This is a genomic window from Acidisarcina polymorpha, from assembly GCF_003330725.1.
GTDB classification, from domain to species: Bacteria; Acidobacteriota; Terriglobia; order Terriglobales; family Acidobacteriaceae; genus Acidisarcina; species Acidisarcina polymorpha.
In genome coordinates, this window is the sequence record NZ_CP030840.1 from 2,023,136 (window position 1) to 2,047,151 (window position 24,016).

Here is a 24,016-nt window from a genome sequence, read left to right on the forward strand (position 1 = left end):
CCATAAGTGTGAACTTCGTCTAGCGTCTAGAAGGACAAGCGCAGGGCTACCTGCACTTGGCGAGAAGGATAGGCATTCGACGCAGTGTAAGTGCCGAAGCTCGCTCCATCGGTGACTGTTGTGTCCGGATACTGAAAGTTGGTTGAGTTCAAGACATTGAATGCCTCAATGCGGAACTCAAGGATTCTGCTCTCCGACCATAGCTGGGCCGACTTATGCAGCGACAAGTCGAGTTGCGCGAACGCCGGACCAGCGAGAGCGTTGCGGCCCGCGTTGCCGAAGTACTGGCTCGGAGAGGGAATGCTCACTTGACTCGCCAGCAGGGTGTTGCTCAGAGCACTCTTTGTCTTGACATAGCTGGATTTAGGCGCGTACACGGCCTGAGCTGTAGTTACCAAGTTCGGACGCACCGCATACGCCGAGCTGGTGCTCGATACGACATTTTGAGCCGAGGGCGTATAGGTCAAGTTGATCGGCAATCCGCTGGTCACGGTGTTGATGGCCGTCACCTGCCACCCTCCCAGAGTCGCTTGTTCCCAACCGGGAGCATTCTGTCCGAACATCCTGCCCTTGCCGAAGGGAAGGTCTGCGATGAAAGACAGGGTGTCATTCAATGGCTGATTGTAGCTGGAGAGGCCGCGGTCTCCAGCCGGATTGTAGAAGTTAACCACCGCCCCATCCCCGCCATAGGTCTCCAGATCGGCAGACGCGTTGTTGATGGCCTTGCCCCAGGTAAAAGAATTAATGAGGAAGATTCCGTCGCTGAACCGCCGTTCAAGCTTGGTTTGGAGTGAGTTGTAAATGAGAAATCCCTGGGGGAGCGCAGTCAGGATGTTGGTGAAGTTGGCGATCGGCCGCCTCTGCTGCTGAGTCAGGCATCCTACGCCGACGTCGCAACTCACTGGCTCTGTGGCACCCTGATTGAAGTCCGCCAGGACGGGAATGCGAACTCCGTGGCTCCCCACATAAGAGACCTCAAGCGTGGTGTTTTTCATGACTTCACGCTGAACGGTGAGGTGAAAAGCCTGCACATACGCCGCATTGAAGTTCCTAGGAATATATCGCGTCTGGGCCTGCAGGGTGGAGAAATTCTGCGCGGTCGCGAAGTTCGTCTCATACCCGGATTGGGTGGTCCGGAAACAAGTGGAAGGATTGTCGGTAACCGACGTGCAAAGTTGCTGGGTGGCCCCGCTCGCCTGACTCGGAGGCGTCTGGTTGATGGTCGCATCCACAATGTAGGGGCCGTTGTAGCCGAGGGTGCTTTCGCCGCCGAAACGGAAGTAATGCATGAACCCGATACCGTAGCCGCCACGTACGACCGTCTTCGGGTTCACTTCATAAGCAAAGCCAAGTCGCGGGGCAAAGTCCTTCTTGTCGATGTTGACGAGCGATCGGTTATAGAGCGAGCCGCCCGATGCTTGCAGCAGCGTATTAGTCGTCGGATCGAAGTTCGCCAGATGATTATGTTGCTCCCAGTTTGGTGTCACCAGTTCATAGCGAAGACCCATATTGAACGTCAGCCGGTCGCTGAACTTGAAGTCGTCCTGAAAGTAGCCCATGTACCAGCGGCGCTCATAGTTGATCGTCGCCAGATTATTCAACTGATAGCTATTGCGGGCGCCGACCAGGAAGTCGGCGAGGTTATAGGCCTGGATGTGCGCGGCGTCGGTCGCTTGTGTTGCCGTGGCTCGGCTGAATTGGCCGGCGTAAAAGTCTTCCCCGAACTGCGGGTGAAAGTCCGATATCGCCATGTTGAAGTAGCCGTATTCGCCGCCCATCTTGAGGCTGTGACGACCCTTCACAATGCTGTAATTGACCTTGGGATTTGCGTCGTAAGGATTGGTAAACTGCGGATTTGTCGTCTGCCGGCCGAACTGCGAGTAGCCGGTAACTGCCTGGCTGTTCAAGCCTCCGGTGATCGATGGATCAGTCGGAATATTCGGGATGTTGAACTCTGCGAGCAGGTTTTCCGCGCCTATATTGACGGGCGACTTGCCGCTCCTGGTCCAAGTGAGGCCGAGACGAAGCTCTAAAATCGAATTCGCTGTCGGGGTGAAGTTATATCCTCCCGCTATTTGCCGTGTATACGCGAAGAGCGTTCCGTTGCTGTTTCCTCCCGCCAGACCGGGTATGTTCGGGGCCAGAAAATAGACCCACGAGTCCTGGCTATAGCGCGCGAAGGCTGTCGAGCGGGGGCTGATGTAAGCGTCGACGCGGCCATCTCCCTTGTTCACCGTCTCAGTGTTGGCTGGAGTCGAGACGAAGTTGCTGCCGCCTGCCGCAACATTAGTGTTGGGCGCCGCATCTGCCTGCAGAATACTCAAGACCTTGGCCGCAAACGGACTCTGATCGGCGGCGGGGATCACGCCGTTAGCGTACTGCGCACCGGTGATCGGGTTGCGCAAGGGAATCGGGTTTCCTTGTGGATCGGTGAAGATACCCTGCGATTGCGCTGGGGTCGGAACTACAGCCGTCTGAATAGAGTGGTCGACGTGGCGCAACCCTTCGTAATCCGCAAAGAAGAAGAGCTTGTCCTTCTTGATCGGCCCCCCGAACGTGCCGCCAAACTGGTTCTGCACCAAAGTAGGCTTGACGCCTGTACCGATGAACGGCCCGTAGGCATTCAAGACCGTGTTTCGCAGATAGTCGTAGAGAACTCCATGAAACTGGTTGGTCCCACTGCGGATGGTGGCGTTAATGATGGCTCCGCCAGCGCGCCGTATTCAGCGCTGTAATTGTCCGTCTGGACCTTGAACTCCTGGATTGCGTCGGGCGAGGGAACGATCGCCTCGTTCGAATATCCCTGGTTCGCGCTCTGGTAGGCGTTATTGTCGATGCCGTCCAACTGGAAGTTGTTGACCATCGAGTTCAGGCCGTTGACGTTGTACGAAGCGTCTCGGCTAGGAAGGGACAGCACTTCGAGCAAGGACTTGCGCACCCCTGGAACCAGAGTCGACAGGTCGGCGTAGGAACGCCCGTTCAGCGGGAGGGTGACTGCTTCTTGGGCCTGGACCGTCTCGCCTCGATCGCTGGTGTCCGTTTCAAGCTGGCTAGCAGCTCCTGAAACAGTCACAGTCTGCGCGTCGCCACCCAGCTTCAGCGTGAGCGAGACTCGCTGTCTGGCGCCCACCGTCACTGTGAAATGGTCGGTCTTCGAGGTCTCGAAACCGGGAGCCGATACGGTGATCGCGTAGTCTCCAGGCAATACATTTGTGAATTCGTAATTGCCGTTGGCATCAGTCGCTCGGGTAACAACCACACCCTTTCCCGAATCCTCCAGCTGAACCGTAGCTGATGGGACACTTGCGCCATTCGGATCGGTGATGCTTCCTAGAACGCTTGCCGAGTCAAACTGCGCATAGGCTAGGGGATGGATGGCTTGAACGATCGCGAACAGGACCAGGGCCGCACTCGCGAAGAACCTGGGAAAAGAGAGACATCCGCTCCGGGGCCTAGAATGGATAGACTTCCTCGACATAACTGCTACTCCTATGCTCGATGGCCGATGTGGAGATCGTCCTCTTTCCGAACTCTAGCCAGTAGCAGCGGGATGTACCCAGTCATTTCGCAGTAGCACCCATGTTAAGCGGACTAAGTTCAATTGGGTTAACCATTTACCCCGCCTTAACAAGGAGATTTACGAGCCGGATTTATCTTTGTTAAATGCTCCGGGCTGAAAACACCTCCTCACTTGCCTTTTATCAAGCGTTCATCTGGAAAGTGTTTACTGACACTTAACCGAATTGACACAACTGTTTGCATGAGCGACACCATACCTCAGCTTGAGCTGCAACCAGCCATCGTGGAAGATCCACGTTGGGCGTTGGTGGAGCGAATTGTTTCGTCGGCCTCATTTGTGAAGTCGCCTAGGTTATGCAGCATCCTTCTTTATATCTGCGAACTTTCACTGCGCGGACGTAACGACGAAATCAACGAACTCAACATTGGCGCGGGCGTCTTCGGAAGAAGCCGCAATTACGATCCGTCGGTGGATGGCATTGTTCGCTCTCATGCGAGTCGATTACGCCAAAAACTGGAACAATACTTCACCGAAGAGGGCATTCACGAGACGATGCGTCTCTCCATTCCCAAGGGAGGCTACGTCCCTGCATTTGAGCCGAGGGGACCGCTTTGGTCGATCGAAGAGACTGGACCGTCTGTCTTGTCAGCGACTGCGAATGAACTTGATCCACCACCGCCGTCCACACCAATGCCGGTCGCTGAAGACTTCGATCGCCGCGTCATATGGGTCTTGAGCGTTGCTCTACTGCTGGCTTGTGGCTGTATCGCATATCTGCTGGCCTCTGCTCGTTCCGATCCGCGTGCTGCACCGTTCATCACAAAAGAGCACCCGTTATGGAGAAATTTCTTTTCGCACGATCGGCCCACGATGGTGATTTGCTCCGACACCGGCTTGACAATCCTTGAAAACCTCACTGGTAGCCCCGTTAACCTGACGGACTATCTGAGCGGCAATTACCGGACACATATAGATTCTCCGGCCGGTACCACCGTGCAGACAGTGCAGACTATCGCAGAACATCGATATACCTCGATTGTGGATACAGAAATCGTCGCTCGTCTCTATCGAACGGCTGGTCCGTCCACAAACGGGATCGAAGTCCGGTATTCCCGTGATGTTCGGCCCAACGACTTGAAGGCCGGTCCAGTCATCCTCCTGGGAACTCAGGAGGGTACGCCATGGGTGGAGCTTTTCGAAGACCAGATGAACTTCCGTGTGCAGCATAATCATCAATGGGGTTCATTCTCGATAATCAATCGCTCGCCTCGCGACAAGGAGCTTCCCCGCTACGAATCAGACCGGGCGGATCCCGAACATAAGATCTACGGCATCGTCGCGTTGAGGCCCAATCTGGCTGGTTCAGGCCAGGTCTTAATCCTCGAAGGCACCTCAATGGCCGGCACCGAGTCTGCTGCGGACTTCGTCTTTGATGACGCTCGCCTATTACCTTTCCTCCAAAGAATCCGCAAACCGGATGGCTCGATTCCCTTCTTTGAGATCCTGCTGCAGTCGAGCAATATGAATGGCAACGCTTCTCATTCCGAAGTCATGGGATATCGCGTCTCTCCTGAGTAATTTTCCAGTTTCTCGCCTTTGATTATCAGCAAGGATTCTCGTCCGGCGCCCAGATCGAGACGTACGTCGACAACACCTCACAGGCGCTCTATTCTGGTGTCTCGCTGCACAACCCCTTTCATTCTCCGAGGACCTCTACCACCCTCACACAGCCCGCGACGAAATCCAGTTGCGGCAATCCCGGGCTCAGACCGCTTAAGCTTGAGAATGATTCAGGGGCAGCTGAGCTGAGCGCATGCTTCGCACTTCAATAGTTGACGACCGCCGGAGAGCCACCAGCCGAGAGGGACTTTAGGCAGCCGATCGCACAACGCGACTGGCCATCTCTTCCTCTATCCAGCGATAGGTCTTCTCTAGACCAATGCGGAGCGGAATCGAAGGCTCCCATTGCAGTCGATCCAAGATCATGGAATTGTCACTATTGCGTCCATTAACGCCCCGAGGTGCATTCAGATCATAGGTTCGCCTCAGCTTGATGCCAGCGATTTCCTCCACGATATCGACTAGATTATTGATCGTGACGACTTCGCTTGATCCAAGGTTGATTGGGGTCTCAATATCACTGTTCATAATCAGTTCAGTACCGTGAATGCAGTCGTCGATGAACATGAAGCTACGGGTTTGCTGGCCGTTGCCCCAGATATTGATCTCTCGCGATCCTGAGACCTTGGCCTCGATGACTTTGCGGCAGATTGCAGCGGGCGCTTTTTCGCGACCCCCTATCCAGGTGCCATGTGTCCCATACACGTTATGAAAGCGGGCCACGCGGCAGATCATGCCGAAGTCCTCTTCGAAGTGTCGGCACATTCGCTCGCTGAATAGTTTTTCCCATCCATAGCCGTCTTCGGGCTGAGCCGGGTATGCATCGCCTTCCTTCAACGGAGAGGCATTTACGCTCCCTTGCTTATCCGCATTGTAGACACAGGCGGAAGACGAGTAGAAGAACCGATCAACCCCACATTCCTTCGCCGCTAGCAACATATTGGTGTTGGTCAACACGTTGAGCATGCAAAGAGCTTTATTGTTCTCGATGAATCCCATTCCGCCCATGTCGGCGGCCAGCTGATAGACCAGATCGGCACCTTCAACAGCCAAGAGACAATTGTGCCTTTCCTTCAGATCAAGTGAAAGGTTCTCCACATCGTCCGATACCTGGTGCCAGTAGCCGACGGGTTTGATGTCTACAGCCCTGATAACCTCGATGCCTCGCTCGAGTAGCCGCTTTACGAGATGGCCGCCTATAAAGCCGCCCGCACCGCAGACTACTGCTGTTTTCCTCTTGGTATCCATCAGCAAGTCCCGACCTTCATTTTCGCGAACGTAGCAGCGCAATAATCTTGCTCAGCTAATTGCGTTGACGCGATTCAGATAGCAACTTAATTGTTCGCGCTGAGGTACTTGTCACCTTCTTGACCTCAGATTGTCACTGCTTTGTTAACCTTCTCAGGTCCCTTCCTCATCCGGCAGCATTCCGGTCCCTACCCAGAGCCGCAGCAGGCATCGCTGGGTCGTCTCGCAACAATGGTACAAAATGATGACATTTCAATAACAAATCGACGAGTGGATGAATTCATACTCGGTCTCCAGGTGACGTCAATCTTTTGCAAAGCCAGTAATGACATAAGAGAGTGAATACTGTCACCAGTTAGCCTCCTTCGTCCTTGCCCACAACTTCCCCGGAACTTAGCCGAGACAGCTTATGATGACGATCGAAGAATTAGAGTCCGCGTGTGATGCCTCGCAGATGTTGGATTTTTCAAGGCATCTCCTGGATGCTCCTGAGCTCCCCCTGCAGAGAATGTTCTATCCGTTTGGATTTCCAGCCGAGCTACGGACAAATTCAGCAGAAATCCTCTCAATATCTGAAGAGGTCTGGGGAGTCTACGAGCCGCGATTCGACACAAAGCCCATCCTGGTGGACGTTCACGTTCTCGAGTGTGACTCGATCGAGTGCCCTCCCGCTCCAGAATATCGGATCATGCAGCCGCTGCTGGTGAGTGTTGCAGATAGCAACAACTACTGCATCTGTGACCTCTCGCAACATCGGACGCAGATGGTTATTTCCACTGCTGCTCTGCGGCACAAGAGCTACCTGCGCTACTTTTTTCTAGAGTCAACCGCCGGCTGCCACATCGCCAATCAGCATACGACTCCCATTCACGCCGGATGTGTAGCGCTTGAAGGAAGTGGCGTCCTGTTGTGCGGCGACTCCGGAGCGGGCAAATCAACTCTCTCTTATGCCTGTGCTCGAAGCGGATGGACATACATCACTGACGATTGCAGTTATCTTTTGAACTCCGGCAAAGAGCGAATCGTCATGGGCAACAGCCACCAGGTCCGCTTCCGTCCATCGGCTGGAGAGCTTTTTCCAGAAGTCTCAAGCCTTGAGATCACTCCGCGCGCGGCAGGCAAGCCATCGATCGAGATGCCGACCAGGTTGATGCATCGGATCGTGCGGGCAGAGACAGCCGAGATCGACTTCATTGTCTTTCTGAATCGGCGGACGGGCGGCGTGCCGCAGCTCACACGCTACCGGACTGACGTGGCCCGCCAGTTTATGCGCCAGGTTCTTTTCGGATCAGCGGAGTCGCTCGCCGTCCACTACGAAGCCATCGAACGGCTGCTGACCGCCGAGGTCTTCGAGCTTCGATACAACGATCTGGACTGGGCCGTTGAGCGGCTGCGCGCATTAGTGAGCGAGGGACGCTGATGGATCTTCTTCTGGAGCCGATCCCTGCGACAGTGGCAGCTTCTTCCTTTTGGAGGAGTCCTTCCGCTTGGCTTCGTCAGAGAAACCTAAGCCGCAGTTTCTGGATTTTCTTCGCCGCTGCATTCTTCTTCGATGCGGGCTTCTCGGTTTATTTCTTCCTCTTTAATCTCTACTTGCTCGATTTCCACTTCAATGAGCGGGCGATTGGCTTGATAGGCGGAGCAATGACGCTCGGATCCGTGGTGGGCACGCTCCCGGCAGGGATGTTCGCACACAAATATGGGATTGGGCCGCTGCTAGTTCTTTGCTTCCTTTTAGCCCCGTTCTTGAATGCGCTGCGTGTGCTGTTGATGTGGCAGACGGCGCAGATCGGGCTCGCCTTCTTGTCAGGGTTAGCCATGTCCAGCTGGGGCGTTTGCTTTCTTCCGGCAGTAGCGCGGTCGACCACCGAGAAGAACCGGCCCTCGGCGTTCAGTCTGATCTTTTCTGTAAGTATCGGTACCAGTGCCTTGGGGGGCGTCGTGTGCGGCTATCTCCCACAGTGGCTCAAGCGGATTGGCCTCCCCATGCAGGCCTTCGAGGTAAAGCGGTTAATACTGCTCGGTTCGTGCGGGGTCGCCATTTTAGGTCTAATCTTCGTGCTTCGTCTACCACTGCCGCGACAACTCGATCAATCGACGACGTCACAGACAGGTTCGTTCCATCGCGGTTGGTTGAGCCGATTGCGGGTTCATCCTTTTTTGTTGACGTTCTTGCCGGCTATGGCCCTCTGGTCTGGAGTGATTGCAGCCTTCAGTCCCTTCGCGAATGTTTACCTGTCGCGCGACCTGCACATCCCGATGAGCCGGATCGGACTGATCTTTTCGACGACCCAAGTCGTTCAGCTTTGTTTGGGGCTGTTGACGCCGTTCGTTTTTCGCAAACTCGGACTGGTCAAAGGAATCATCGCGACCCAGATCGCCACGGCGTTGGCTCTCGCCTCTCTGTCGATTGCAGTGGATGCCAGGGTGGCCGTCGCTTTGTATCTCGGCTTTTCAGCCGCCCAATGGATGAGCTCTCCAGGCCTCTACAACTTGCTCATGAATAGAACCCCCGACAGTGGGCGTAGTAACGCTGCAGCGATGACACTCTTCTGCAATGCTCTCGCGGCGTCTGCTGCTACTGCGGGCGCGGGGATACTTTTCACGCGATTCGGATACCCGCGCGTGTTGCAGGCAATAGCGGCATTGGCGCTCGTAGTGGCAGCGATGTTTTGGATACTGATCGGATCCCGCAACGATGAAGTGCAGGTGCAAACATAGAGCCTCGTTGCGTTGCTCTTGAACTAGCGATTCGGAGATGAAAGAGATGAAGCAGTTCTTCGCCGTGCTGTTTATCGTCCTCGCAGCAACTGTCAGCCAAGCCGGAACCCTTTTACCCGGGAGCGTACAGTTGCGGTGCCATCGAACCGCGAACGAAGATGTTCCGGAGAATACGCTCGAATCTCTGGAGCAGGCGGCGCTTCTAGGCTGCAACGTCGTCGAGATCGATCTGCGGCGCACCCTTGGCGGAGAAATCGTGCTCAACCACGACGGCATCTTGGAAAGGCTCACGGACGGAGTTGGCGAAACGGAAAAGAGCTACTACGAGGATCTTGAACTGCGCGATGCAGGTTCCTGGATGGGTGAAAGATTTGCTGGAATGCATATCGTGCTCTTTGAGGACGCGCTGCGAATGGCACGAAGACTCGACGTCCGGCTCGTCTTAGATATAAAGACGAAAGGCATTGGGTTGAGCGTCTTGGAGGTGGTGCGACATGAGGGCATGTTGGAGCGGGTCCAGTTCGGCGGCCAGTGGAGCGATGTCAAGCAGATCTATCCGGACGCTAAAGACGTCGGTGACGGCACGGTCTGGGTGCAGCCAGGGATAACTGAGACTGAGGTCAGGCAGTACCACTTAAAGGGGAAGAGCGTCGTAGCGAACTTCTCTGCTAACGAGCATGAGATGGATTTGCCTGCAATGAAGGCAGCGGTGGTGGCCGGGGTAGACGCGATCAATGTGGACTACCCCAGGCTGGGGGCGGATGCAGTCGGTAGACCAGTAGAACACAAGCTGCAGGAACTTTCCGAACAAGCCGACAATTGCGCTAGTGACGGGCGCGTCAAAGCCATCCTGCAGCTCTCTCGATATCGTGGACTTCCGCTGCAGAATGATTTTGCGCGATGGCTTTCGGATGGGGACGACCACGTCTCCCGAGCAGCAGCAGTAGCGCTCGTTACGGCCCGTCCGCGAACGCCGATCTCCGCGTTCACTAAAGCCTTGCGATCTCAAGATGCTGATGCCCGTGCCAATGCGGCATGGGCGCTTGGGATGTTAGAGGCCCCCGCAAGCACACTACTTCCGCTGCTGCACGACCAAGATCCAGCGGTCTTGCAAGCGGCGCTGATGGCGCTGTCACGTGCGCCCGGTGACGCTCCCGCTGAAGCGCTGCTGCCGATGTTGTCCCATGGCGACCCCGCGGTTCGTGGAGCGGCTGCCATGGCGTTAGCTAAGCATCAGCCAGAGATCGCGATCAGGGACATCCCGCCGCGGCTTCGCGTAGAGATGTCCTCAGAACGCGTGATCTATGATGACCGAATCAAACGAGGCAAGGCCCCATTCACACCGTCTGAAACTGACGCGCTCACGGCTTCTTTTCGTTGTCAGATGAAGATGGTGCAGGCGATATCCATGCTTAAGGGCACCGACGCCATGCAGGTTTTAGAGGAATTGGCCTTTCGCTCCGATAAGGACTTCGCCCAAGTAAACGCAACCGTGGCGGCATTCGACATGTGGGACCGCATCGGAGGGGATCCACGGCCGGCGGTTGAAGCTCTCGGCTCAGCTGACAATGATGTTGCTGAGCGGGCAGAGTGGATGTTGGTGCAAGGCGGCCCAGCGGTGCTGCCGGAGGTGCGGAAGGCGCTTGCCAACGACAGCGCACAGGTTCGGGAGCGGGCCATCCAGGTCTTGGCCTGGCAAGGAGATCCCGAGGCGCTCGACGCTCTGAAGACCCTTAGCAAAAATCACCCTGCACAAGAACATTTAGCCTTATGGGCAATCGCCAAGATAGAGATGTTGCACCCCAAGGTCTAAATCTCTGGGCATGAGCTACATTCCCACAGCTGCTGTCCGCATTGCTTTTTATGGATCGTCAGTTTAACCAAGTGTATCCAAGAGAGAATGGTAAATATGCTGCAAAATGAGAGAACTAACAGCGACCAGGAGCAAAATAGTGGAGCTAAGAGCAACTCGGATATCGTCGAGACGACAGCGGACGTGCGCAGCAGAATTCTTGTCATCGAAGACGACGTGCGCATGCAAAAGGTGCTCCAACGAATGTTTATTGAGCAAGGATATTCAGTAACCGTATGTGGTGACGGGACGTCCGCGCTTGAGGCTTTCCGTTCACTCAAAGCATCTGCGATCGTACTGGATCTGGTTCTTCCGAACATGCTTGGACGCGATCTCTGCAAGACGATCAAAGCGGAACAGCCAGAAATACCGGTCATTGTCGTCAGTGCCATCAATGAGGTTGCGGATAAGGTTCTGCTTCTCGAGTTGGGCGCCGACGATTACGTGACCAAGCCATTTAGTCCGCGCGAGCTGATGGCCCGAGTGCAGGCGGCGATCCGCAGGCGCCAGAAAACGGCGCCCGGAGCCACCTATAGCTTTGGGGAATGCGAGATCGACTTCGCTAAGATGAGTGCGCGGCGCGGAAATCAGCCCGTGATATTGACGGCCCACGAGTTCAAGCTGCTGAAGTATTTCGTAGAACATGCTGAGCGGGTGCTTAGCCGGGAAGAATTGTTGAACGAGGTGTGGGGCTACAACTCGTATCCCACCACCCGCACTGTGGATAATCAGATCCTGAAGCTCAGGCAGAAGCTGGAACCAGAAGCATCAGAACCCCGGCACCTGCTTACAGTCTATGGCGCCGGATACAAGTTCATCCCTTAGCAGCGCCCGTCCCTTCATGCCATCCAGAACGCTAGAGGTGAGTGTCGCCTCCACTCGCAAGTTCTACGGGGACTCAGCGCCGATGGAAGCATCGACAGATTCATAGAGGTGTCGGAGCTCAATTTCTTTCGGCAACTACCTTCAAAAAGGAGCACCAAGGGCGCCATTGCATGCGCATCGATTTACGGATTCAAGAAGCGAAGCAGCTCCTGTTCATCATGCTGGCTAAGCGATGCGCGAACTCGCATGTGGCGCAGGATCGTACCGGAGATGCGCGGCGAAAAGCTGTCCGGCGCTGCGTGGCAGCGGGAACAATTCTGTCGGAAGATGCGGTCTCCGTCATCATCCTGCGGTCCTGCCTGGTGTGTTCCTGACTGCTGGTTGCCGGGTTGAGAGGCGGGTTGAGGCGGAGGCTGAGTTTCCTTTTGGGGCGTGCTCTGAGAGTGGCCGAGTGAAAACGAGCAGATCCCCACCATAGTAGCGATAGCAAAGAAAACACACTTGAACTTCATCGTCATTTTCCTTTCCAGGCGGGGAAGAGGAAGCGATACACGATTCCCGTCTCCCATTTGTTAGCGTTGCCGGCGGAAGAAAACTGCCGCGAATAGCTGGTAAGGATCCTGACACTATGCGGCAGATTGTAATCCAGACCAAAGTCGGCCTGCTGTGTATTCACCAGCGGAACCCCATCGCTGACGATCGTATCCCGTCGAAAGGTCTGCTGCATGCGAAAGAGCGGTTCAAAGCGGCCGATAAAACTCTCCAGCCCACCAAACGCCTGTGTGCGGTAATCGGCCTCGATCCAGTAGCCCTGCGCATGGTGTCCGCGCGCGTACTCCGAACGCAGGCGAAAAGCGGTGTCCTTGGGTTCCCACCACACATGCGAGCCATAGAAGTTCTCGTGGGTGCCTTGCAGGAGTCGATTGTAGGATAACCCCACTTCAAGACGCTGCTCAGGTAGATAAAGACTGGCACGGCCCCCCGCGGACCGCTCCGAATTGAACTGCTCATTTCCGCTTCGTGCAGAGAAATAAGTGGCGTAATCAATTGAATATTTGGGTCGAGATATAGCGGAGCCGCGCACCATGCCGCCGACACCGGTACCCGTGCCCATAAGCCCCAGATTGGTCGCCAGTGGAACGTCCTGAAAGTTGCCGATCCATAGCGGCGACAGACGTTCGTTGTAGCTATTGAAAGGAATCAAGAAGCTGCCACCCACGATGGTAAAGTGCCGGGAAGCGATGTAGTCCCCTTGAAAATAATTGAGCCCGGTGAAATGAGTATGGATATAGCCGTTGGGTCCGGGGGAAAACGCCTCAAGCAGCGTGGCGCGAGACTCAAACAAGAAATGCCGGCCGATAGGTGCAGCCAACAATGGCTCGATAATCGGCGTGTAAGTCGTATTACCGGCGTTGGTATTGCTCAAGAACCCGACGCCACCGGAAAGCAGCGGAGTATCCTGGGCGACGCCAAAGCGCGAGACGCAGAGCATGATCAGGGTGAGGATTATAAGCCTGGTCCGCCGTGCCACTGTTGAGGACTGTAAGCTGAATAAGAAACGCGGCATACCAGCAACAGTAGCCCGGTGAGGCAAGCTAGCGTGTCCCTAGATCATCCCTGCATTGTCAATTGATTGTCACTTTCGCGGAGTCATGTGTGCACTCCCGAACCCCTAACGACGGGGAGGCAGAGGCCTTTCCTACTGACATCATTGGTCTCAAAAACATAAAACAACCCAGTGACATTCTGCTTACAGCCACATGACAACCCTCGTTCTACGGCTGATTAGAGTCAGGACAACTTATGGCAGCCACGGCTTGACACCATATGCAGAGTAAAGTCGGGCGCGTTAATTAACGGCCGTAAGCAGGGAACACTAGTATTGTTCGCCGAAATCCTAATAGAGGAATTTATAGATGAAGCTGAAGTTCGTGTTACTTTCCGGCTTTGTGGTCGCGCTGGCCGCGTCGCTGTTACTCGTTCATTCCACCCATGCTCAGGCTGCGCCTCGGCGAATTGAAATCACGGCCAAGCGGTTTGACTATACCCCGGGCGACATCACGCTGAAAAAGGGCGAGCCAGTAGTACTCGTACTGAAAAGCGACGACGTCACTCATGGATTGCGATTTAAAGACCTAGGCCTCAACATCAAGATCACGAAAGGCCAAACTACCGAAGTGCCATTCACACCGGATAAGACCGGCGATTTTGTCGGTCAATGCTCCGTCTTTTGCGGCTCCGGTCATGGCTCCATGAAGATGACCGTGCACGTTGTGGGATAAGCGATGCGCCGATTCTTAGTCCTTCCGCTCGGCGCGGCCCTCCTACTCAGCCTGTCTGGCGGCTGCAAAGCAGACCCGCCGGGCAGGCTGGAGACTTCGATCGTGACCACCGCAAAGAGAGACATCTTCGTGCAGGATAAGTCAGAAAAGAACCCCCTCAAGTCCGATTCCGCCACCATCGCGGACGGTAAGGAGGCGTTTTCGCACTACTGCGCGGCCTGCCATGGGTTCGACGGCCAAAATACCGGAGTGCCCTTCGCCGACCGAATGTCCCCACCCGTTCCACTGTTGTCCAGCAGAAACGTGCAGGCTTATACCGACGGGCAACTCAAATGGGTCATCGACTATGGCATTAAACCTTCAGGGATGCCGGGATCTAAGAATATTTTGAGCGACGACGAGATTTGGTCGATCGTAGTTTACCTGCGCCACTTACCCCCTGCCGGCAGCTTAGGGGAACCAGAAATGTATTCGCGCTAAACACCTATGCCTATAGTTCAACCCAATTTGGCGCATCACTCGGTCGACGGAACAGTGTCGATGCGAGAGGCCGTTCTACTGAGCTTCTGCGATCCGTTGCCGGAGACATGCTCGCGGCTATGGCAGCTGTCCCGGAAAGATTGGCAGCAACTGCTTACGTGGCTTGATACCAGCGGACTGGCCCTCTATTTCCTCGAACGGGTTACACAGCTGGAACTCTGCGAGCTCTTCCAGCCGGAGATACTCTTGCGCTTGCGTAGGAATCTGGCCGAAAACACGGAGAAGACTGAAGATTTGATTGCGGAATCCGCAGCGATCCATCGCAGCTTTCAGAATGCAGAGCTCTCTTATGCCACGCTGAAGGGATTTTCTTTATGGCCCAGTTCAGTGCCAAAACCGGAGTTGAGGTCCCAACTGGACCTCGACTTCCTTATCTCAGAGAAGAGTGCGCCTGCTGCGCGACGGATCTTGGAAGAGCGCGGCTACCGTTTGCGCGCAGTTTCCGGCAGGAGTTGGGAATTCAAGACTGACGGTGTTCGCCATACCTCCGTTCAGGACATCTACAAGGTTGTTCCCAATCGTTCCGTTGAATTGCATTTAGAAAGCGAGGAGGCGGGCGGGCGTTCCCTCCTGTGCCGCACCGAGAAACTTCATTTTCGGGGAGTTTGTATGCCAGTGCTCCCCCGTGCCGATCTCTTCCTCGGACAGGGTTTACACCTTTTCAAGCATGTTTGCAGTGAGTTTTTCCGCACGGCGCACTTGATCGAGTTTCGTCGTCATGTGATCGCTCGCCGTTACGACCATGCTTTCTGGAACGAGCTGCGATCGCTCGCTGAGCAGAATCGCCTCGCGCCGATTGCCTTGGGTGTGATCACGCTGTTAATCACGCGGGTGATGGGCGAGTTCGCTCCGGAGGCTCTTACCAGTTGGACAGTGGATCGCTTGCCGGCCGCAGCCCGACTCTGGGTGGATTTATACGGGCGGCATTCCGTCCTTGCCAGCTTTCCGGGTAGTAAGCTTTATCTCTTTTTACACCGGGAGCTTCAGCTATTCGGCGCGCCGGCTCAACGTTCTCTGCGGCGTGTTCTTTTGCCACTCCGCCTGCCGCCGGCGATCACTCATGGAACTGCAGATGAACACTTGCAGGCTCGTCTTCGACGTTATCGCGCAGAACTTCATTATTTAACTTTCCGGATGCGTTTCCACACTGTTGAAGGGCTTCGCTATCTACGCGAGTCAATCCGTTGGCAACAGCACCTGAACGGACTGGCGTCATGATCGTTCTTCGAACCTCAATTTCGTCCTGGCTATCGAGAGCTGCATGGCTCGCTCTGCCCATGGCGTTCGCCGTCTTTTTGCACTCGTTTGCGAATGCCCAACAGAGCTCAGCCGACAGCGCGTCCCCGGCATCCTCCTCTTCACCGCTATCTCCCCTGGCCGGTATGTCAGGGCAGAGTTCATCTGCCGACAGCACAGGCACCTCCGGTTCAGGGACGACCCTCTCTTCAGGGGCTAGTCAGTCGGCCGACCCAACGGCTGCAAGCGGGCTCTCAACCACCGAGAATCCGTCCACGAATACAAGCTTTGCAAATGGGGGGACAAGTCTTGCCAATGGCGCTCCGGCTCCACTGACTGCTGATCAGATCTTCGCCGTATTGCAGGAGGAACCAGACACAATCGTCGAGTTGAAGTCGCTCGTGTCAGACCTTGCCCAGCAGCAGGGTACTCCCATTCAGCCCGACTCTATCACCGATGAGATGCTTTACAGCAAGATCGCTTCTAGCCCCGAGCTTCGCGCGAACATAACCACATTTCTGCGCGCTCGCGGCTATGTAACTGACAATGACCTCCAAAGCTTTGCTGCCGGCAGTGATGGGAACGATGCATTTTCGTTCCAGGTTCCACAGACGCCGGATCAACAGTTCGCCGGCGGAAGCCTTCCACTGAACGTGCTGCCAGAGGCAATTTCAGGCGTACCCTCGCAAGCAAGCAGGGCCGGAACCACACAAAGCAACCTCGCCCGTCCGGTAACAAGTGCGCGCACGAATCCTCCCCGCGAGCCTCAAGTGCTACACCGGCCGACGCCTTATAACTTGCTGTCGTTGCGAGATCTCTATACCCAGTTGCCCGAGCAGAATGGTCAACTCAAACGCTTCGGCTCTGAAGTCTTTCTGCGTCGAAGCGGCTACTCCTCGAACCAGATTGCTCCAAACGCTCGCGAAACTCCCCTCGATGTGCCTGCTGGTCCTGCTTATGTGATAGGACCTGGCGACAGCTTGACGATCACTCTTTGGGGAGGCATCTCGCAGACGGTTACGCGGGTGATCGACCGCGAGGGAAAGCTCGCCCTTCCCGAAGCGGGAGTCGTGCAGGTCGCCGGCCTCTCTCTGGAGCATGCGCAAGCCGTGATTGCCGATACCTTGAAACGACAGTTTCGCGACGCTCAAGTGGCAGTCACGGTAGCTCGCCTGCGGAGCATTCGAATCTTCGTTGTCGGTGATGTGCAGCGTCCCGGAGCCTACGACATCAGCTCTCTCTCTACCCCCTTGAATGCGCTCTATGCCGCCGGGGGCCCGACGTCTACCGGCTCGCTGCGCCTGTTGCGCCACTATCGCGGCAAGGAGCTAATAGGCGAGATCGATCTTTACGACTTCCTGCTGCATGGCGTGCAAAACGAAGAGCATCTAGAGTCGGGCGACACGGTGCTGGTACCGCCGACAGGACCGCAAGTGTCAGTATACGGAGCCGTAAAGCGGCCCGCGCTCTACGAGCTCAAGGGTGAGACTACGCTGGCGGCGATGCTCGATGATGCGGGCGGCGTCACCGTGACCGCGGAACTCGGTCACATCGTGATTGACCGGGTTGTCGCCAACCAGCAACGAGAGACGGTGAGTCTGGACTTGCCCGCGGGAAGCAGCCCGGACAGTGCGCGTGCCGCCATTGTGGCATTTCCCGTGCATGACGGCGATCGCATTCATGTCTCCCGCATCCTGCCTTACAGCCAACGCCTGGTGTATGTCGAGGGCCACGTTGTGCGGCCAGGCCGCATGCCCTACCACGATGGCATGCAGCTAAGCGAGGTTCTGCATAGCTATCAGGACATGCTGCCGGAGCCTGCCGACCGTGGCGAGATCATTCGCCTGGTGCCGCCAGATCTCCATCCTGAGACGATCAACTTCAATGTGCCCGAGACGCTGATCGGCAACAACAATCTCACGCTTCAACCGTTCGACACGATTCGCATTCTGGGACGCTATGAGGCGGATGCTCCGCAGGTGACCGTCGGTGGTGAAGTGCTGAGGCCCGGCACTTACGCGCTCTCCGAAGGATTGACGGCGGCCCAGCTGGTACGCATGGCTGGCGGCTTTAAACGCGACGCCCTACTGACTGACGCCGACCTTACCAGTTATCAGGTTGTAGGGGGAACGAAAGTGGTGAGCGATCGCGCCTCGATTCGCATCGGCGACGCCGTGGATCACAATGATCGAAGTGCCGACGCGCCATTGAAGCCCGGTGATGTCCTCACCATCCACCAACTCACTGGGTGGAACGACATCGGTTCCTCTATCACCATCGAGGGTGAGGTCTCGCACCCCGGGGTTTATGGATTTCAACAGGGGGAACGGCTTAGCTCCATCTTGCGGCGCGCCGGAGGCTTCCGCGATACAAGCTACCCAGCAGGCGCCGTTCTTGTCCGCGATGACGTGCGCAAGCTGGAGGAGAAGAGTCGAGAAGAGCTCATTCGCCAGATTGAGACCAGCAGCACAGCAGCCCGGATGAGACCTACTATCGCCTCCGGAGACCAGTCAGCCACGTTGCAATTGATACAGGAAGAGCAGACCGAAGTACTCTCGCGCTTGCGCAGCCAACCACCCACCGGGCGGCTGGTCATCCACATCGACTCTGATATCAGCAGCTGGGAAAATACGCCCGCGGACATCGAAGTGCGTTCCGGAGACGTACTTCGCATTCCAAAACGTCCCGGGTTCGTACTGGTCAGCGGGCAGGTCTACAACGCATCAGCCATTACCTTCTCTCCGGGGAAGACGGCTGCGTGGTACCTGCGTCGGGCCGGGGGAGCGAACCAGATCGCCAACAAGGGAGACATCTTTGTCATCCGCGCGAATGGCTCGGTGGTCGGCCGCGGGTCGGGTTCGTGGTTCGACCACGACGTGCTCTCGACACAACTCGAACCAGGCGACGTTGTTGTTGTCCCGCAGAAGATCATTGGCGCATCGGTCTTCTGGCGAAACCTGCTGACCGTTGCCCAGCTCAGCTCCTCGATTGCCATCACCGCTTCCGTAGCAGGTCTTCTATGAGCGCAACAAATGGTTTTCAGCATGAATTGTCCGCCGGCGAGGGACATCATCACGACTCGTCAGTACTCGTCGAGAGACCGCCTGTGGCAGCGCCTGCTCCGCAGTTCGCATCGCGCGCAATCCCTCCACCCGCGCTCTCGCCGAACTGGGTGACGAACGCAAGTGTTCTCTGGGAGCACCGGCGGCTCCTGGTCCGCGTCGCCGCTGTCTCTCTGATTCTGAGTCTGCTCCTCGCCTTTATCCTGCCGAAGCAATACAAGTCTTCTGCGAGCATCATGCCGCCGAGTAACTCGGGCGCTAGCACTGCCATGCTTGCCGCTCTGGCCGGACGCGCTCTCGGAGGACTCAACGGCCTCGGAGGACTGGCAGGGTCCTTGCTCGGCGGGAACAACACCACTGCGCTGTTCGTTGAATTGCTCCGCAGCGGCACGGTGGCCAACCACCTCATAGATCGTTTTGACCTCCAGCACGTCTATCGCAAACGCTACCGCGTGGACACAGCAAAGTATCTCGCTCGCCATACGACCTTTGTCGAGGACAAGAAAAGCGGTGTCATTACCATCACGGTCGTGGACACCGACCCTCGTCGTTCCCGGGACCTCGCCCAGGGCTATCTCGAAGAGCTCAACCTGCTGCTGAACCGCACCAGCACCTCTTCCGCGCATCAAGAACGCGTCTTTATCGAAAAACGGCTCGCGAAGGTGAAGGCCGATCTCGAACAGGCGCAACAGGAGATGAGTGAGTTCTCCAGCACCCACTCCACCGTCGACATTAAGGAGCAAACTCGAGCACTCGTCGACGCGGCCGCCAGACTGCAGGCGCAGATGATCGTCGAGCAATCGAGCCTCTCCTCGCTTCGCCAGATCTATGGGGATGGCAATGTGCGAGTGCGCGCTGCACAGGCGCGCATCGGCGTCCTCCAGGGCGAGCTCACGAAGATGAGTGGGACATCTGCGCCCCTATCCACCACCGAAGCCTCACCGGCTGGAGATGAGGGTAGCTCCAACAACGAACTCTACCCGCCGCTCCGTCAACTGCCGCGTCTTGCTGTCCCTTTCGCCGATCTCTATCGCAAGGTCCAGGTTCAGGAAACTGTATTCGAATTGCTCACCCAGCAATACGAACTCGCCCGCATTCAGGAGGCGAAAGATGTTCCAGTAGTGAGCGTCATCGACTCGCCAGGCATCCCCGAGAAGAAGTCGTTTCCTCCGCGCCTGCTTCTCACCCTGCTGCTCACACTGCTCGCCACGGCGGCGGCCTCGGCGGCCTTGCTCTTCCGTCACCGCTGGTCGCAGGTAGGTCCGGCGGATCCGCGCAAGTTGCTTGCAGACCAGATCGTCGGCAGCCTGCAGGCACGACTGACCAACGGACGAAGTGGAGAGCCCCGGTGAGGGAGCAGCTAACCAATGCGGCCTATGGTGTGTTGGACTACGCCGCATATCCGATCGGCATGTTACTCGTCGCTCCCATCGTTCTCCGCTACATGGGAGCGCCGCGCTATGGAGTATGGACGGTCGCCACTGCTGCAGTGAGCATGGGCAGCATCATCGCTTCTGGTTTCGGAGACGCGAACATTCAGCATGTTGCACGACAACGTGGGCTTGGCCGTCACGCCACACTGATACGCGCGGTGCGTAGCATGATCGGCATCAACCTGGTCCTCGGCACCGCGTTGGCGATCATCGCATGGATGCTCGCGCCTTATGCCTCCAGGCATCTGGCTCCTTTAGAGCCAGCCCTGCAGCGGGATTGCCTCTGGTCGCTGCGCCTCGCGAGTATCGTGCTGTGGATTCGCACGCTCGAGAGCGTCTGCATCAGCACACAACGGGCATTCGAACGCTATGGAGCGGCGGTACGCGTAAGCATCGTTGCGCGTGTGCTCTCCCTGGCCGTGGCCGCGGGGCTCGCCTGCATCGGCGAAAGCGTTGGCGCGATCGTAGCGGCAACCGCGATACTCGCTTTGTTCGGGACTTTGCTGCAATACGTCCATCTCTGGCGCATGCTTAAGACCGATTCGCTGCTTCCCTCTTTCGACCGGGAGGCAATGAAAGCACTGCTGAGCTTCGGCGCCTTCAGCTGGCTCCAGGCGGTCTCGGGCGTCGTCTTCAGCCAGGTCGACCGCCTCATGCTCGGCGTCTCCTTGGGAGCCGTCGCAGTCGCTTCGTATGCCCTCTGCGCCCAGATGGCACAGCCTGTTTATGGATTCGCTGCGTCCGGGCTGCACTTCCTTTTTCCCTATTTAGCCGGACGAACCACTTCAGGGCCTCCAACCCACTTGCGCAATGCAATAGCGATTGCCTTCGCGGCGAACTTGCTCTTCGTCGCCGCGGCGACGGTGACGCTGCTTGCGTTTGGTCCGCATATCCTGCGGGCGTGGGCAGGCCCGGCAATCGCAGAGAGTTCCGCGCCCATATTCTCGACCATCGTGTGGAGCTCGGCGCTCTTAGGCGTGAACGTAACCGGAACATATGCTTTATTCGCCCTTGGCCGGGTACAGATCGTCACCTGGCTGAACTTGGCGGGTGGAGCATCCATGCTGTTGCTGATGGTGTGGCTGGTGCCTCGCTTCGGGGTTATTGGCCTGGCGTGGGCGAGACTCTGCTATGGCTCTATAACGCTGCTTATCTATTTGCCTCTTCTACGTTTGCTTAGCCCGCAATCCCAACCGCAGCCGTTGTTGTCTGCTGTCCCCAAGGTCTACGAGGAAGCATGACGACCAGCGTACCCACCGCACAGTCAGCCAACGTCTTCCTCGACGAGACTCATGCCGCCTCCGCAGCGGCAGTGCCCCTCGCCACCTGGATCGGTTTCTATTTTTCGTTTCGGCTATTTTTTGTGCTGCTGGCTGTACGTGTCTTCGGCCAGGATGCTCAGGTAGGCGTCGCTGCCAGTCTGGCAATCAATTATCTTTTCCTCCTCGTTGCCGCCACCTATGCGTTCGGACCCGCGCCAAGAACCCTACGTTCCCTGATGAACTTGCCCTGCCTCAAGTGGGTGATTGTGTATCTTGGCTTCACCGGCATCAGCCTATTCTGGAGCATTACATCTTCGCTGCCGGCGGCGGCCGCCTTCTGGTGCGCTATGGTGGCAGATACGGCAGTCGTCTTGTTGCTGTTGCGCAGCGACCCCGTTGACGCCGTCGTCAACTCGCTGATGCGCGGCTATGTTTGGGCAAGTTGCTTGATCGCTGCCATCGCTTGGATGCTGCCCGCACAGTCGGACCTTCGTCTCGGCGATGAAGAACTCCTGGGCCCCAACCAGATTGGCTGGGTTTGCGCCTTCGCCTTCTTCTTCGCGCAATACCTCATGCGGAACAAAGCTGGGAACTGGACAGCTCAGGCTTTCCTGCTCGCCATTACTTTGCTTCGGAGCCTTAGTAAGACCACCATCATCGCTTTCCTTGCGGCTCAGCTCTACATTCTCCTACGCGACCGTTCAATGAGTCGCCGAACGAAAGCAATGTTCACTCTTGCTGCGGTGCTCGTAGTAGTCGCGTTCTCAAGCCTGCTCACGAACTACTACGACGTATACACGAATGCTGGAACCGAATCTGAAACGCTGACGGGTCGGTTGGGCATCTGGGCCTATTTCCTGAGTGAAGCCATCGATAAGCCCTGGCTCGGTCATGGCTTTCACTCGGTCTGGCTTGTGATTCCACCCTTCTATGATGGTTTCCAAGCTCGTCATGCTCATAACGAGCTGCTGCAGCAGTTCTATGCCTATGGAGCAGCCGGCATCTTCATGCTGGTAGCGGCTTATGGCAGCGTGTTGCGTCAATCACGCAGGCTCACCGACGCTTCTTTGAGGACCTTCCTGATCGGGATGCTGATCTTCGCTGTAGTCCGCGGACTTGCGGACACGGAGGCATTCGACCTTTCTCTTCCCACCTGGTTTATTGCGATCATCGGCGCCCTGATCGAACAATCTCGGCAAAGAGATCAGCAGAGTTTCAGCCGGGGAACGGCATGAGAGTCGTCATCGCCCTGGCCTCGTCGAGCCGCCAGCTTTCCGGTGTGCAGCGCCACGCGATCAACGTGGCACGATGCCTGCTCACGACCAGCGACGTCTCTGCTGTTCATCTTATCGCTGCACCGTGGCAGCAGGAGTTTCTTGAGGATTGCGTTCAGGATTCTGATGGTCGCTTATCTATCCACTCCGCGGCCATAGGTGAGAGCGCTCTCAGCCGCAATCGGTGGTACTACACGCGGCTTCCGCAGCTCGCCGCCGAGTTGAAGGTGGATATCGCCCATCTCGCCTATCCGGCGCCAGTTAAAACCAAGGCATTCCCTTGTCCGGCGGTTGTGACCTTGCACGACCTTTATCCCTATGACATTCAAGAAAACTTTGGGTTCCCAAAGGTATTGTTCAATCGCCTCGTTCTAGGACAATGCCTCTCAGGCGTGGACGCAGTCGCGTGTGTCTCTCATGGCACCCTCTCCCGGATGCGCCATTTCTACCCTGGGCTGGCAGAAGCGAAGGCCGTTGTTATCTCGAATTGTGTCGAGTCATATTCGGCGGCCACCGGCGATTCTTCGTTTCTGAAGACAGGTGAGAAACCGTTTCTTCTCTGTGTTGCCCAACACCGTCGCAATAAGAACATCCTCTTCCTTCTCCGGATCTTCAAACGCATGCTTAGTTCGGGGCAGCTCTCGCGAGAGACGCGGCTTGTCATCATTGGCATTCCAGGGCCGGAGACGAAGCGCATCCTACACTTCCTCGCCGCGGAAGACCTCACCTCGAACGTCAAGTTGGTAAGCGGGGTCTCCGAAGCGGAGTTGCAATGGTGCTACCGGAATTGCGAGCTGCTGCTGGCTCCATCGATCGTCGAGGGTTTTGGCCTTCCTATTGCCGAAGCTCTGCTTGCCGGTTGTCGCATCATCTGCTCCGACCTACCGGTTTTTCGCGAGGTAGGCGGCGATCACTGCCGCTACATTCCCTTGGGCTCTGCGGCGGAGCAAGCATTCGTCGACGCCATCTGCCATGCCCTTAGCCAACCCGTTCCCGCTCCTGTTTCACTGCCGCAACTATCGGCGTCTGTCATAGGAAACCAATATATGAAGCTCTACCAGTCTCTCCAACTACAAGAGAGGCGTGGATGCGCAGACCTCCGGCCTGCATCGATGCAAGACACACAAAGGAAAGCGTAAGC

At 56.6% G+C, this 24,016-nt stretch carries 18 protein-coding genes; 13 read left to right on the top strand and 5 right to left on the bottom strand.

The genetic code is table 11. The features are described from left to right. Window positions 1-26: 26 nt before the first annotated feature. Window positions 27-2,723 carry a TonB-dependent receptor domain-containing protein gene (locus tag ACPOL_RS08815; protein ID WP_479686128.1) on the bottom strand — a complete coding sequence of 899 codons (2,697 nt, stop codon included), beginning with the start codon at window positions 2,721-2,723 and terminating at the stop codon, window positions 27-29. Beyond that, the gene (locus ACPOL_RS34630) at window positions 2,624-3,478 is read right to left on the bottom strand and encodes a carboxypeptidase-like regulatory domain-containing protein (RefSeq protein WP_236657338.1); all 855 of its coding nucleotides are present in this window, start codon (window positions 3,476-3,478) and stop codon (window positions 2,624-2,626) included. Before ACPOL_RS34630 ends, ACPOL_RS08815 begins: the two co-directional genes overlap by 100 nt. 282 nt (window positions 3,479-3,760) lie before the next feature. Here ACPOL_RS34630 and ACPOL_RS08820 point away from each other — a divergent pair, with 282 nt between their 5' ends. Continuing rightward, window positions 3,761-5,098 (top strand): hypothetical protein, encoded by a 1,338-nt coding sequence (locus ACPOL_RS08820; RefSeq protein ID WP_114206719.1) that lies wholly within the window; start codon window positions 3,761-3,763, stop codon window positions 5,096-5,098. A gap of 291 nt (window positions 5,099-5,389) precedes the next feature. Here ACPOL_RS08820 and ACPOL_RS08825 read toward each other — a convergent pair whose 3' ends face one another. Then, entirely contained in the window at window positions 5,390-6,388 is a 999-nt protein-coding gene (locus ACPOL_RS08825) for an NAD-dependent epimerase/dehydratase family protein (protein WP_114206720.1), read from the bottom strand. A 409-nt stretch (window positions 6,389-6,797) separates the two neighbouring features. Here ACPOL_RS08825 and ACPOL_RS08830 point away from each other — a divergent pair, with 409 nt between their 5' ends. From ACPOL_RS08830 to ACPOL_RS08845, 4 genes are all read left to right on the top strand, one after another. Beyond that, window positions 6,798-7,808: an aldolase gene (locus ACPOL_RS08830; RefSeq protein WP_114206721.1), complete on the top strand. Its 1,011-nt coding sequence runs from the start codon at window positions 6,798-6,800 to the stop codon at window positions 7,806-7,808. Beyond that, window positions 7,808-9,109, top strand: a complete 1,302-nt coding sequence (locus ACPOL_RS08835) for an MFS transporter (RefSeq protein ID WP_114206722.1) — start codon at window positions 7,808-7,810, stop codon at window positions 9,107-9,109. Before ACPOL_RS08830 ends, ACPOL_RS08835 begins: the two co-directional genes overlap by 1 nt. A 46-nt stretch (window positions 9,110-9,155) precedes the next feature. Continuing rightward, window positions 9,156-10,922, top strand: coding sequence for a HEAT repeat domain-containing protein (locus ACPOL_RS08840; RefSeq protein ID WP_114206723.1), 1,767 nt, complete (start codon window positions 9,156-9,158; stop codon window positions 10,920-10,922). Between the two features lie 96 nt (window positions 10,923-11,018). Next, the gene (locus tag ACPOL_RS08845) at window positions 11,019-11,786 is read left to right on the top strand and encodes a response regulator transcription factor (protein WP_114206724.1); all 768 of its coding nucleotides are present in this window, start codon (window positions 11,019-11,021) and stop codon (window positions 11,784-11,786) included. Between the two features lie 182 nt (window positions 11,787-11,968). Here the strand turns inward: ACPOL_RS08845 and ACPOL_RS08850 are convergent, their stop codons facing one another. Together ACPOL_RS08850 and ACPOL_RS08855 are read right to left on the bottom strand one after the other, a co-directional pair. Next, window positions 11,969-12,298: a hypothetical protein gene (locus tag ACPOL_RS08850; protein WP_236657339.1), complete on the bottom strand. Its 330-nt coding sequence runs from the start codon at window positions 12,296-12,298 to the stop codon at window positions 11,969-11,971. Between the two features lie 2 nt (window positions 12,299-12,300). Then, entirely contained in the window at window positions 12,301-13,353 is a 1,053-nt protein-coding gene (locus tag ACPOL_RS08855; RefSeq protein WP_236657340.1) for a hypothetical protein, read from the bottom strand. Window positions 13,354-13,702: 349 nt separating this feature from the next. Here ACPOL_RS08855 and ACPOL_RS08860 point away from each other — a divergent pair, with 349 nt between their 5' ends. Genes ACPOL_RS08860 through ACPOL_RS08895 form a run of 8 tightly spaced genes read left to right on the top strand, consistent with a single transcriptional unit; the run spans window position 13,703 to window position 24,014 of the window. Then, the gene (locus ACPOL_RS08860; protein WP_114206726.1) at window positions 13,703-14,068 is read left to right on the top strand and encodes a cupredoxin domain-containing protein; all 366 of its coding nucleotides are present in this window, start codon (window positions 13,703-13,705) and stop codon (window positions 14,066-14,068) included. 3 nt (window positions 14,069-14,071) lie between these two features. Then, on the top strand, window positions 14,072-14,548 hold the full coding sequence (locus ACPOL_RS08865; protein ID WP_114206727.1) for a c-type cytochrome: 477 nt from the start codon (window positions 14,072-14,074) through the stop codon (window positions 14,546-14,548). 6 nt (window positions 14,549-14,554) lie between these two features. Further along, a complete protein-coding gene (locus tag ACPOL_RS08870; RefSeq protein ID WP_236657341.1) occupies window positions 14,555-15,826 on the top strand; it encodes a nucleotidyltransferase family protein in 1,272 nt (423 codons plus the stop codon). Then, window positions 15,823-18,867 (top strand): SLBB domain-containing protein, encoded by a 3,045-nt coding sequence (locus ACPOL_RS08875; RefSeq protein ID WP_236657342.1) that lies wholly within the window; start codon window positions 15,823-15,825, stop codon window positions 18,865-18,867. The genes ACPOL_RS08870 and ACPOL_RS08875 overlap by 4 nt, the downstream gene beginning before the upstream one ends. After that, a complete protein-coding gene (locus tag ACPOL_RS08880) occupies window positions 18,864-20,258 on the top strand; it encodes a GumC family protein (RefSeq protein WP_114206729.1) in 1,395 nt (464 codons plus the stop codon). Before ACPOL_RS08875 ends, ACPOL_RS08880 begins: the two co-directional genes overlap by 4 nt. After that, a complete protein-coding gene (locus ACPOL_RS08885; RefSeq protein ID WP_114206730.1) occupies window positions 20,255-21,580 on the top strand; it encodes an oligosaccharide flippase family protein in 1,326 nt (441 codons plus the stop codon). Before ACPOL_RS08880 ends, ACPOL_RS08885 begins: the two co-directional genes overlap by 4 nt. After that, window positions 21,577-22,836: an O-antigen ligase family protein gene (locus tag ACPOL_RS08890; RefSeq protein WP_114206731.1), complete on the top strand. Its 1,260-nt coding sequence runs from the start codon at window positions 21,577-21,579 to the stop codon at window positions 22,834-22,836. The genes ACPOL_RS08885 and ACPOL_RS08890 overlap by 4 nt, the downstream gene beginning before the upstream one ends. Next, complete coding sequence (locus ACPOL_RS08895; protein WP_114206732.1) at window positions 22,833-24,014, top strand: glycosyltransferase family 4 protein; 1,182 nt, start codon at window positions 22,833-22,835, stop codon at window positions 24,012-24,014. The genes ACPOL_RS08890 and ACPOL_RS08895 overlap by 4 nt, the downstream gene beginning before the upstream one ends. Window positions 24,015-24,016 lie beyond the last annotated feature (2 nt).